This window comes from Ruegeria sp. H3 (assembly GCF_056533095.1).
The window spans coordinates 258,707-270,717 of record NZ_JBQFOD010000001.1 but is presented as its reverse complement, the minus strand read 5'-3'; the positions used below and the strand labels follow the sequence as shown (position 1 = coordinate 270,717).

Below are 12,011 nucleotides of genomic sequence, written 5' to 3'. Positions count from 1 at the left end.
TAAAAAAGCCGCCCAAGATCGGGCGGCTTTGTTTTGGATTGCTTTGCCGGATCAACCCGCCATCTGATTGTGCTTGCGCGAAACAAACTCCTTGGCGGTTTCAACAGCAACAGCCGCATCACGGCAGTAGGCATCAGCGCCAATGGCCTTGCCGAATTCTTCGTTCAACGGCGCGCCGCCGACCAGAACGATATAGTCATCACGCACGCCTTGCTCGACCAATGTGTCGATCACGACTTTCATGTAAGGCATGGTTGTGGTCAGCAGGGCGGACATGCCCAGAATATCAGGCTCTTCGCTTTCCAGCGCTTCCAGATAGTTTTCGACCGGGTTGTTGATGCCGATATCGACAACTTCGAAACCTGCGCCTTCCATCATCATCGAAACAAGGTTTTTGCCGATGTCGTGGATGTCACCTTTGACGGTGCCGATGACCATTTTGCCAACGCGCGGCGCACCGGTTTCGGCAAGCAGCGGCTTGAGGATAAACATGCCGCCCTTCATAGCGTTCGCCGCCAGAAGAACTTCGGGTACGAAGAGAATACCGTCGCGGAAGTCATGTCCCACGATGGTCATGCCGCCAACAAGCGCTTTGGTCAGAATATCGTACGGCGCCCATCCGCGTTCCAGCAGGATGTTCACACCTTCTTCGATTTCTTCTTTTAGGCCGTCATAAAGATCATCGAACATCTGTTCGACAAGTTCATCGTCATTCAGTTCGGACAGGACGATATCTTCTTCATCAGACATGGGGCGTTTCCCTGAGCTGTGTGGGCCAATGGCACCAAGATGGCATTTTTTCCGTTTTGGCCAAAACGCCGCAGTTTGACTGTGACGATTGCGACCTCAGTCGTTTCGGGACCGACCTATAAGATAGAAATCTGCACAGGGCGACTGAAATTTCTGCAAGATCATTCTGCATAATGTTCAGATTGTTAGGCAAATTCATCTCGATAATTGGCCACGGCACTATTCAAGCGCTCTTGATGGATCTGCGCTCTTTGCGTATCGTCGGGATGAGAACAAAGAGCGAACATATGGTCGATCAATCCAGGATACGGGGGCGAGGAACGGCATCAAATGATGCCGGGCGCTTCGAACGTTTTACAACGTTGGAAACCGACGACGGATGGCCTCAGGATGACGATCTTCCGCCGCTTCGCACCGAAGTTCGGGAGGAGATTGCTCGCAGTATCATTTCCTATAACCGGTCCCCGGATTTGCCTTTTGATCGGTCGATCAATCCGTATCGAGGGTGTGAACATGGTTGTGTCTATTGCTTTGCTAGGCCAAGCCACGCGTATCTGGGGCTGTCACCGGGGCTGGATTTCGAAACACGGCTGATCGCGCGGCCGAATGCGGCTGATCTGCTGCGGCAAGAGCTTTCGGCGCGCAAATACCGCGTGGCAACAATGGCGCTGGGTACGAATACCGATCCATATCAACCCATCGAGAAAATCCGTTTGATAACAAGAGGCTGCCTTGAGGTTTTGCGAGATTTCAACCATCCGTTGGCGATTGTGACCAAAGGAGCGCTGATCGAGCGCGATCTGGATGTTTTGGCGCCGATGGCCGTGCGTGGATTGGTGCGTGTCGGCATATCGCTGACGACGCTGGATGCGAAACTGTCGCGCCGGATGGAACCTCGGGCCCCATCGCCCAAGCGGCGTTTGCAGACGATAGAACGGCTGACCGGGGCAGGGATTCCGGTGAGGGTCATGACCTCGCCACTTATTCCCGGGTTAACCGATCATGAACTGGAACAGCTGCTTGAGGCGGGACGGGATGCCGGGGCTGATACCGCCAGTTGGATCATGCTACGTCTGCCGCGCGAAGTGTCGGTGCTGTGGAAGGATTGGCTGGCGCAACATGAACCGGCGCGCGCGGAAAAGGTCATGTCGCGCCTGCGTGAAATGCATGGTGGGCGGGAATATGATCCGCGTTGGGGCCATAGGATGCGGGGCGAGGGCGAATATGCCGAGGTAGTCGCGCAAAGGTTCAAACTGGCGGTCAAACGATTGGGGTTGCGCATAGAAGGGGCCCCTTTGCGGACGGACCTATTTTCCAAGCCACCGCAGGCAGGCGATCAGCTGAGCCTGCTCTAAAACAAAACGCCCCGGATGATCCGGGGCGTTGCTTGGGTCTGTTGCTTAGCGCTTTTCGATATCCACATAGTTGCGGTTCGTCTCGCCCAGATACAACTGGCGCGGGCGACCGATCTTGTTCTGTGGATCGGCGATCATCTCTTTCCACTGGCTGACCCAGCCAACGGTGCGCGACAACGCAAAGATCGGCGTGAACATTGATGTTGGGAAGCCCATCGCCTCGAGAATGATGCCCGAGTAGAAATCGACATTCGGGAACAGCTTCTTCTCGGCGAAATATGGGTCTTGCAGAGCTTCTTTCTCAAGCTCTTTAGCAACCTGCAGTTTCGGGTTGTTTTCAACACCGAGCAGATCCAGAACTTCATCCGCCGACTGCTTCATCACCTTGGCGCGCGGGTCAAAGTTTTTGTAGACGCGGTGGCCAAAGCCCATCAGGCGGAACGGGTCGTTCTTGTCCTTGGCGCGGGCGATGTATTCCGGGATGCGATCGACGCTGCCGATCTCTTCCAGCATTTCCAGACAGGCTTGGTTTGCACCGCCATGCGCCGGCCCCCATAGGCAGGCGATACCGGCGGCGATACATGCAAACGGGTTGGCACCCGAAGACGAGGCCAGACGCACGGTCGAGGTTGAGGCGTTCTGTTCGTGATCCGCATGCAAGGTAAAGATACGGTCCATCGCGCGGCTCAGGATCGGGTTGACCTCATACTCTTCAGCCGGAACAGCAAAGCACATGCGCAGGAAGTTCGATGCGTAGTCCAGATCGTTACGTGGATACACGAAGGGCTGACCGATGTGATACTTGTAAGCCCAGGCCGCAATCGTCGGCATCTTGGCGATCAGACGGTGCGATGCGACTTCACGCTGGTGCGGGTCAGAAATGTCGGTCGAGTCGTGGTAGAAGGCTGACATGGCGCCAACAACACCCACCATAATCGCCATCGGATGCGCGTCACGGCGGAAGCCACGATAGAAATACAGCATCTGCTCGTGCAGCATCGTGTGTCGCGTGATCGTGGTCTCGAAGGTTTCCAGGTCTTTGGCGCTCGGCAGCTCTCCGTAAAGCAGCAGGTAGCACACTTCCAGGAAATGGGATTTCTCAGCCAGTTGGTCGATCGGATAGCCGCGGTGCAGCAGCTCACCTTTTTCGCCATCGATATAGGTGATGGTGCTGTCGCAGCTGGCGGTTGAGGTAAAGCCCGGGTCATAGGTGAATACACCCGCCTGACCGTACAATTTGCGGATATCGACAACGTCAGGCCCGGCCGTCGGTGAGTGAACCGGCAACTCATACTCTTTTCCATGTACGGTCAGAGTGGCTGTTTTGCTGCTATCAGTCATAGTTGTCCCTTCTTCATTCGTGCGCAGGCCGGATCGTCGCCGAACCATGCGGGCAATGACTGCGCGCGGGCGCGCAGTCCGGGTGTTAGCGGAGCAGCGTTACCCGTTTATGAAGATTGGGTTTATGTCGCTGCCTCAGAAAGCCGCGCCAGGGTTTCATCGCGTCCCAGCACAAGCATCATGTCAAAAACCGAAGGTGTGACGGCCCGGCCTGCCAGAACGGCCCTGAGTGGACCTGCCAGCTTGCCGAACTTGAGTTCCCGTGCCTCGGCAAAGGAATTCAGCGCCTCTTCCAGCTCGTTTCGCGACCAGCTAACATTTTGCAGCTGCGGCGTCAATTCTCCCAGTATACCATCGGATACATTTGTGAGCGCCTTGGACGCCTTCTCATCTGGAACGATAGGGCGTTCAGTCAGAACAAAATACGCCTTTTCAAGGAGTTCCGGGAAGGTCCGTGCGCGATCCTTCAAACAAAACATTGCCCGTTCAAGATCACCCGATTGTGTCTGTGTGAGAGCGGGCAGCGCAGCAGCGGCCAGATACCCTTCGATCTCATGCCGCAGTGCAGTATCGTCAGAGATCGCAATGTGCTGCCCACACAGATTTTCCAGTTTTTTCAGATCGAAACGCGCCGGGCTTTTGCCTATGCCGTCCAGATCAAACCACTCTTTAGCTTGTGCGTCGGTGAAAAACTCGTCATCCCCATGGCTCCATCCCAGACGCGCCAGATAGTTGCGCATACCTGCAGCGGGATAACCCATCGCCTGATACTCCTGCGCACCCAATGCGCCATGGCGCTTGGACAGTTTCTTGCCATCCGGGCCGTGGATCAGCGGGATATGCGCCCAAACGGGGATTTTCCAGCCCATGGCCTGGTAGATCATCATCTGACGCGCGGCATTGTTCAGATGGTCGTCGCCGCGAATAACATGGGTAACGCCCATATCGTGATCGTCCACCACAACGGCCAGCATATAGACTGGCGTGCCGTCAGAACGCAGCAGGACCATGTCGTCCAATTGATCATTGCGGATCGTCACATCACCTTGCACCTGATCGCGGATTACCGTGGAGCCGTCCTGCGGGGCCTTTATTCGGATCACAAAGGGCGCATTCGGATGGGTTGCAGGGTCGGCATCGCGCCAGGGACTGCGGAACAGGGTTGATTTGCTCTCGGCCCGGGCCTGCCCGCGAAAAGCAGCGATTTCGTCCTGGGTTGAGAAACACTTATACGCCTTGCCTTCGGCCAGCAATTGATGCGCCACCTCTGCGTGGCGTGCAGCACCTTCGAACTGAGAGATCACATCGCCATCATGATCCAGCCCCAGCCAGGCCATGCCCTGCAGGATGGCGGCAGTTGCTTCCGGTGTCGAACGCTCGCGGTCTGTGTCCTCGATTCGCAGCAGGAACTTGCCGCCACGCCCGCGCGCGTAAAGCCAGTTGAACAGCGCGGTGCGCGCGCCACCGATGTGCAGAAAGCCGGTGGGCGAGGGGGCGAAACGGGTGACGACCTGATCGGACATTGTATGGATTAACCTTTTGGTAACCGTGTCGGGCTTAGTTTGGCGCCTGTCTAACGAGCCCGAAGGACGGGGGCAACCATGCGTGTTCTTGCACGGGCCCAGGCCGCGCTGCTGAACCAGACGGGGTTCTTGTTTCCCTGGTCGCCGGTATGCCTTGCGCTCGGGATTGGCCTCTATTTCGGACTTCGGTTCGAGCCGGATTGGACGGCCTATTTCGGCCTTGGCTGTATGGGTCTGGGTCTGATCTGGCTGACCCGAGTGCTTCCTTCGGGTTGGGGTTCGTTGGCAATCGGGGGGGCGCTGCTTGCGGTGGGCTTTGTGCTGGCCGGCACGCGCGCCCATATGGTGGCAGAACCGGTTCTGTCATGGCGTTACTACGGGCCAGTTGAAGGGCGTGTGGTGGCCATGGACCGGTCTGCCTCGGATGCGCTGCGACTGACACTGGATCAGGTGCGACTAGGGGACGTACCAAACGACCGGCGACCGCAGCGCATCCGCCTTTCCATCCATTCCGACATTGGACGTGTCGCACCCGGGCAACGGATCATGACCACGGCCCATCTGTCCCCGCCACAAGGCCCGGTCGAGCCCGGAGGGTTCGATTTCCGGCGCCATGCCTGGTTTCAACGCTTGGGCGCGGTCGGGTACACACGCGTTCCGGTCCTCACCATCGCCCCGCCACAGGATGCGCTGGATGGCGTTCGGATCACGGCGATCCGGATGGCGATCTCGGGCCATGTGCGCAGTCTCCTGCCGGGTGAGGTCGGCGGGTTTGCCGCCGCGGTCACAACCGGAGATCGCAGCGGCATGGGACAGGCGTCGCTGGACGCGCTGCGGGCGTCGAACCTTGCGCATCTGTTGGCGATCTCCGGCCTGCACATGGGGTTGTTGACCGGATTTGTCTTCGTGGCCTGCCGGATCGGACTGTCGATGATCCCGACCCTCGCGTTACGGATGCCAGTGCGAAAACTGGCGGCCGGATGTGCTCTTGTGGCCGCAGTTATTTACTTGATGCTGTCGGGAGGCAATGTGGCGACCGAGCGCGCGTTCGTCATGGTCAGCGTCATGTTCGGAGCCATTTTGATAGATCGCCGGGCGATTTCGTTACGGGCGGTGGCGGTGGCTGCGTTGATCGTGTTGATCTTGCGCCCTGAGACATTGCTCAGCCCCGGTTTTCAGATGTCGTTTGCTGCCACGACCGCGCTGGTAGCTGTATTTGGCACGTTGCGCGATTTTGGTCCGACGCCGGGTCCGAAATGGCTCAGGCCCATTCTGGGTGTGCTGTTGTCTTCCGCCATAGCAGGTCTTGCCACCGCCCCGATTGGGGCAGCGCATTTCAACACCATGTCTCACTACGGGCTTTTAGCAAATCTGTTGTCCGTGCCCGTGATGGGGACGGTTGTTGTACCGTCTGCCGTGGTTGCTGCGTTGCTGGCGCCATTTGGTCTGGACTGGATCGCACTCGAGGTCATGGGGATCGGGCTAAGCTGGATTTTGTTGGTTGCCGATTGGGTTTCGAGCCTTGAGGGGGCGCAAGGCTACGTGGTCAGCCCGCCTTGGTTCGTGTTGCCCGCCATTGCCCTTGGTGGGCTTTGGATGGCGCTCTGGCAGGGGCGGATGCGCTGGGTGGGCCTTGGCCCTGTGGCAGCGGCGTTCCTGCTTTGGACATCAGACCATCGCCCCGAGGTTTTGATTGCAGAATCCGGCGGCCTAGTTGGTGTCATGACTGAAGAGGGTCGGGCGCTGAGCAAGAAGAAAGGCAGCGGCTTTGTCGCAACCGTCTGGCTGGAGAATGACGGAGACGGGCAGGATCAGGGGCAGGCGGCCGGGCGCTGGCCGGGCGAGGCCGATCTGATCCAGCGTATCGCCGTGCAGGGGACAGAGGTTGTTCACATCACCGGTAAACGGGCGGCACGCGGATTTACGGAATGTAACGCGAACCAGATTGTGGTCTCGGCAGTAGAGTTGACCATCCAGGGCGATTGCGGGGTGTTTGACCCGGATCGGCTGTACCGCACAGGCAGCCTGTCAATCTCGGATGGTAAAGTGATCACCAGTGCCGATCTGACAGGATATCGGCTCTGGTCCCCGAAATTTATCGGGGACCGTAACAAGTCTGGTGATCAGTAGCTGCGGATCAGCCCGACCAGACGCCCCTGAACCTTAACTTTGTCTTCAGGCAGAACGCGCGTTTCATAGGCCGGGTTTGCGGCTTCAAGCGCGATGGCATTGCCACGGCGGAAGAAGCGTTTCAGCGTCGCCTCCTGATCCTCGACCAGTGCAACCACGATATCGCCATTGTCTGCGGTCGACGTTTCCCGGATGATGACAACATCACCGTCATTGATACCAGCGTCGATCATCGAGTCGCCTTGCACTTCCAACGCGTAATGCGACCCTTGGCCGGATACCATCGGACCAGGCACGGCCACGCGGTGCGATTCGTGGCTGATGGCAGCGATCGGTACACCAGCAGCGATGCGGCCCATGACCGGCAATTCCAGCGCATCGACCGAGACCGGTTCGAAATTTGCAGGGCGCGGGCCTTCGGGCTTGTCGCCTTCGATGACCCTTGGGGTAAATCCGGTCGTGGGCTCACCCCCCAGGCTTTCGGGCAGTTTCACGATCTCAATCGCGCGGGCTCGATGCGCCAGACGGCGGATAAAGCCCCGTTCTTCCAGCGCTGTGATCAATCGGTGGATGCCGGATTTGGATCGCAGATCCAGAGCGGCCTTCATTTCGTCGAAACTGGGCGGAACGCCATCCCGCTGTACGCGTTTGTGGATGAATTCCAGCAAATCCAACTGCTTCTTGGTCAGCATCGCTCACACCTCGTCGCTCATGCGTTTTCTTTTGTTCTACGCATGTTCACGTTTTGTGTCAACGAATTTGAAGATGTTCTAGATCGGCAGATACAGGATTTCGGCCCCAACAGCGCGCTCCGGGTCTTCGGGCGGACGCATGATCAAAGCATTGGCTTCGGCCAGAACGCTCAGCAAGGAACTGTCCTGGTCGGCGCAGGCGCGGATGCCGTTTTCGTCGAGAATGGCACGCATATAGTGTTCGCGTGGCCCATTTGCAGGCAGCGCTTCGGCCAAAACCGCTCGCTGGAAGGGCGTGACGACTGTATCGAGCCCCAACATCCGTCGTACCATCGGAATCAGGAACAGATAGCCGCACACCATTGCGCTGACAGGGTTCCCCGGCAGGCCAACCATCGCGGCATCGCCCATCCGTCCAGCCATCAGCGGTTTTCCGGGGCGCATCCGGATTTTGTAGAAGGACCGCTCCATCCCCTGTGCCTCGGATACCTCGGAAACCAGATCATAATCCCCGACCGAAGCACCGCCGATCGTGACCACCAGATCAGCCCCTTTCGCCAGTCCAAACGCGGTTTCCAACGAAGAGACCGTGTCCCGTGCGATGGGCAGAACACGGACATGGGCGCCAACCCCTTCGAGCAGCGCATGCAGGCCGAACGTGTTCGAGGCAATGATCTGATCTGGGCCCGGGGTCTCACCCGGCATCACCAATTCGTCCCCGGTTGAGATCAGGGCGATCTGCGGCTTCCGCGCAACCGGGACCTGCGGGATGTTCATTGCGGCCATAAGCGCCACATCCTCGGGCCGGATCAGGCGTGGAGCCGAGATCTTGGTGCCTTTGGCAAAGTCCACCCCTGCGGGACGGATATTGGTTTTGGGGCCGGGCGCGTCGGTGATGATGATCAGGTCGTCGCGACGATCCACATCTTCCTGTATGACAATGAAATCAGCCCCTTCCGGCACCGGCGCGCCGGTGAATATCCGCACGGCTTGTCCAGGGCTGACACTACCATCGAACCGATTGCCCGCGGCGGCCTCGCCTACAACTTTGAACATCGCGTGACGTTCGACCTCGGCCGCTTTGACTGCGTAGCCGTCCATCGATGAGGCGGCAAAGGGCGGCTGATCGCGGGTTGCGACGACGTTTTCGGCCAGTACGCGACCCGCCGATTTGGCAAGTGGCACATGCTCGACCGGCAGCGGGGCGACCAGATCAAACAGCAGGGTGCGTGCGTCTTCGACCGAGATCATTGCGCTTCGTAACGCCCTGATTTACCACCATCTTTCAGCAAAACGCGTATGCCGCCGATCTCCATTGCCTTGTCCACAGCTTTGGTCATGTCATAGACCGTGAGCGCGGAAGTTGAGACGGCGGTCAAGGCCTCCATCTCAACGCCAGTTTGGCCCGAGGTTTTGACCGTGGCTTCGATTCGGACACCCGGCAGATCAGGGTCCAGCGTCAGTTCGACCGCGACCTTGGTCACGGGTAGCGGGTGGCACAGCGGGATCAGGTCGGGTGTTTTCTTTGCCCCCATGATCCCCGCAAGACGCGCAACGCCTAGAACATCGCCTTTCTTGGCGCGGCCTTCTGAAATTAAATCAAAGGTTTCTGCCGCCATCTTGATGTATCCGGCAGCCACTGCAACGCGATCGGTGACATCCTTGTTCGAGACATCGACCATATGCGCCTGACCTTCGGCATCAAAATGCGTAAGCGGCATCACATCACCCCGGGGATTAGCGGCTTCGAGAGGATATGGCGGGTTGCCGCACTGACGTCATCCTGCCGCATAAGGCTCTCGCCGATCAGGAAACACCGTGCACCGTAGCGAGCGATATCGGCCAGATCTTCCGGCGCGCCCAGACCGCTTTCGCAAACAATCGTCCGATCTCCTGGCACCAGTTTTGACAGGCGCCGGGTGGTATCAAGAGTGGTCTCGAAGGTCTTGAGATTGCGGTTGTTTATCCCGATCAGGGGGCTTTTCAGCTGCGTCGCGCGAACAAGCTCGGCTTCGTCGTGAACTTCGATCAGAACATCCATATCCCAGTCAAACGCGGTTTGTTCCAACTCGGCGGCCTGCGAATCTTCGACCGAGGCCATGATGATCAGGATACAGTCAGCCCCCAAGGCGCGGGCTTCGATGACCTGATAGGGATCGTACATGAAATCCTTGCGCAAAGCGGGTAAATTGGTCGCAGCGCGCGCAGCAGTCAGATATTCTTTGGCACCCTGAAAACTGGGTGTGTCAGTCAGAACCGACAAACAGGCTGCGCCGCCGTCTTCATAGGCTTTTGCCAGAACGGGCGGATCAAAATCCGGGCGGATCAAACCTTTGGAGGGGCTGGCCTTTTTGACCTCGGCAATCAAACCGTAGCCGGTGCGCGAGGCGTTGTACAGCGCCTCGGCAAAGCCACGCACCTCAGGCGCATCTCGTGCTTCGCTTTCCAGCTCGACCAGCGGTTTTTGTGCCTTATCCGCTTCGATCTCTTCCAGCTTATAGGCTTTGATTTTGTCCAGAACAGTCTCGGTCATGCGGCTTCCTGTGTGATCCGCGCAAGGGCGGTGATCTTTTCTTTGGCTTTGCCACTGTCGATGCTTTCGGCTGCCTTTTCAACGCCTTCGCGCAAATCGCTCGCGGCCTCAGCCACGACCAAAGCAGCGGCAGAGTTCAGCAGAACAGCATCACGATAGGCCGACGGCGTACCATCCAGCAATGCGCCGAAGGCAACGGCGTTTTCTTCCGGGGTGCCGCCAACGATCTCTTCGAATGGATGTACGGGCAGGCCTGCGTCTTCGGGGTGCAGTTCAACCTCTTTTATGGTGTCGTCTTCCAGGGCGGCGACCCAGCTGACACCGGTGATGGTCAGCTCATCCGTCCCGTCCGATCCATGGACCAACCATGCGCGATCTGAACCCAATAAACCCAGCGTTTCCGCCATCGGACGGATCAAGTCGCGCGAGAAGGCGCCCGTTAGTTGCCGTTTGACGCCCGCCGGATTGGTCAGCGGGCCGAGAATATTGAAGATCGTGCGCGTTCCCAGTTCTTGTCGAGACGGCATGACATGAGCAATGGCAGGGTGATGCATAGGGGCCATCATGAAACAGATACCCGCCTCATTCAGCGCCTTTTCAACCACTTGCGGGCCGACCATTACGTTGATGCCCATCTGTCCAAGCGCATCTGCTGCGCCGGATTTTGAACTGAGGTTCCTGTTGCCGTGTTTGGCCACGGTGACACCGGTACCCGCCACGACAAAGGCCGTCGCAGTCGAGATATTCAGTGTCCCTTTGCCATCTCCGCCGGTGCCCACGATATCCATCGCGCCCGCCGGGGCGGTGACCGCGTTACACTTGGCGCGCATCACAGCGGCGGCGGCGGCGTATTCGTCCACGGTTTCGCCACGTGTGCGCATGGCCATCAGCAGCCCACCGATCTGGCTGGGCGTGGCCTCGCCATCGAACAGAATGCCAAAGGCCTGTTCCGCCTCGGCGCGGGTCAGGGGCCGGTCGGCAGACGCACCGATCAGCGGTTTCAATGCGTCGCTCATGCGGGTACTTTCAGTTCTTGCAGGAAGTTCTTGAGCAGGGCGTGGCCATGCTCGGATGCGATGGATTCTGGATGGAACTGAACCCCGTGAATGGGCAGCTCTTTATGCTGCAGACCCATGATCGTGCCGTCATCCAATTCTGCTGTGATCTCAAGGCAGTCCGGCAGGCTCTCACGCTCAACAATAAGCGAATGATAGCGTGTCGCCTTAAAGGGTGAGGGCAGGCCCGCAAAGACGCCTTTGCCCGTGTGTTTCATCGTGCCCATCTTGCCATGTACGATCTCATGGCAACGCACGACCTTGCCGCCGAAAACCTGACCGATGGTCTGATGACCCAGACACACACCCATCAAAGGTGTTTTTGTCTCGGCGGCAGCTTCAGTCAAGGCCAGGCAAATCCCGGCCTGATCAGGGTCGCAAGGGCCGGGGCTAAGCAGGATACCGGCGGGATTCATCGCCATGGCCTCCTGCACATCCAGCGCATCATTTCGGCGAATGACCATTTCGGTCCCAAGTTCGCCCAGATAATGCACCAGGTTGTAGGTAAACGAATCGTAGTTGTCGATCAGCAGCAGCATTTGGGCACTTATCTTAGCTTGGGCATTTCAGGCTGGCGATACAGCCCCCGGCCACGGTATAATGTCGGGACATACATGCTCAGGCTTGGGCGG

11 protein-coding genes are annotated in these 12,011 nt (G+C 58.3%); 2 read left to right on the top strand and 9 right to left on the bottom strand.

Annotated features, from left to right (window positions below):
• Nucleotides 1–51: 51 nt before the first annotated feature.
• Entirely contained in the window at nucleotides 52–750 is a 699-nt protein-coding gene (locus ACR0JE_RS01375) for a corrinoid protein (protein ID WP_480541258.1), read from the bottom strand.
• Between the two features lie 287 nt (nucleotides 751–1,037).
• On the opposite strand from ACR0JE_RS01375, the gene ACR0JE_RS01370 reads away from it, so the two are divergent.
• On the top strand, nucleotides 1,038–2,105 hold the full coding sequence (locus tag ACR0JE_RS01370) for a PA0069 family radical SAM protein (RefSeq protein WP_480862444.1): 1,068 nt from the start codon (nucleotides 1,038–1,040) through the stop codon (nucleotides 2,103–2,105).
• A gap of 45 nt (nucleotides 2,106–2,150) precedes the next feature.
• Here the strand turns inward: ACR0JE_RS01370 and gltA are convergent, their stop codons facing one another.
• Complete coding sequence (gene gltA, locus ACR0JE_RS01365; protein WP_480541260.1) at nucleotides 2,151–3,446, bottom strand: citrate synthase; 1,296 nt, start codon at nucleotides 3,444–3,446, stop codon at nucleotides 2,151–2,153.
• A gap of 122 nt (nucleotides 3,447–3,568) precedes the next feature.
• Nucleotides 3,569–4,969: a glutamate--tRNA ligase gene (gene gltX / locus ACR0JE_RS01360; RefSeq protein ID WP_480862442.1), complete on the bottom strand. Its 1,401-nt coding sequence runs from the start codon at nucleotides 4,967–4,969 to the stop codon at nucleotides 3,569–3,571.
• A gap of 78 nt (nucleotides 4,970–5,047) precedes the next feature.
• Between gltX and ACR0JE_RS01355 the strand changes: the two genes are divergently transcribed.
• Nucleotides 5,048–7,099 (top strand): ComEC/Rec2 family competence protein, encoded by a 2,052-nt coding sequence (locus tag ACR0JE_RS01355; RefSeq protein ID WP_480862440.1) that lies wholly within the window; start codon nucleotides 5,048–5,050, stop codon nucleotides 7,097–7,099.
• Here the strand turns inward: ACR0JE_RS01355 and lexA are convergent.
• The 6 genes from lexA to ACR0JE_RS01325 form a co-directional block, all read right to left on the bottom strand.
• Complete coding sequence (gene lexA / locus ACR0JE_RS01350; RefSeq protein ID WP_170532872.1) at nucleotides 7,093–7,791, bottom strand: transcriptional repressor LexA; 699 nt, start codon at nucleotides 7,789–7,791, stop codon at nucleotides 7,093–7,095. The genes ACR0JE_RS01355 and lexA overlap by 7 nt on opposite strands.
• A 78-nt stretch (nucleotides 7,792–7,869) precedes the next feature.
• Entirely contained in the window at nucleotides 7,870–9,042 is a 1,173-nt protein-coding gene (locus ACR0JE_RS01345) for a molybdopterin molybdotransferase MoeA (RefSeq protein ID WP_480862438.1), read from the bottom strand.
• Nucleotides 9,039–9,512, bottom strand: a complete 474-nt coding sequence (moaC, locus tag ACR0JE_RS01340; protein ID WP_480862436.1) for a cyclic pyranopterin monophosphate synthase MoaC — start codon at nucleotides 9,510–9,512, stop codon at nucleotides 9,039–9,041. The genes ACR0JE_RS01345 and moaC overlap by 4 nt, the downstream gene beginning before the upstream one ends.
• The gene (trpC, locus tag ACR0JE_RS01335; RefSeq protein WP_480862434.1) at nucleotides 9,512–10,324 is read right to left on the bottom strand and encodes an indole-3-glycerol phosphate synthase TrpC; all 813 of its coding nucleotides are present in this window, start codon (nucleotides 10,322–10,324) and stop codon (nucleotides 9,512–9,514) included. Before trpC ends, moaC begins: the two co-directional genes overlap by 1 nt.
• Nucleotides 10,321–11,340: an anthranilate phosphoribosyltransferase gene (gene trpD / locus ACR0JE_RS01330; RefSeq protein ID WP_480862432.1), complete on the bottom strand. Its 1,020-nt coding sequence runs from the start codon at nucleotides 11,338–11,340 to the stop codon at nucleotides 10,321–10,323. Before trpD ends, trpC begins: the two co-directional genes overlap by 4 nt.
• Complete coding sequence (locus ACR0JE_RS01325; RefSeq protein ID WP_480862430.1) at nucleotides 11,337–11,918, bottom strand: anthranilate synthase component II; 582 nt, start codon at nucleotides 11,916–11,918, stop codon at nucleotides 11,337–11,339. The genes trpD and ACR0JE_RS01325 overlap by 4 nt, the downstream gene beginning before the upstream one ends.
• Between the last annotated feature and the right edge of the window lie 93 nt (nucleotides 11,919–12,011).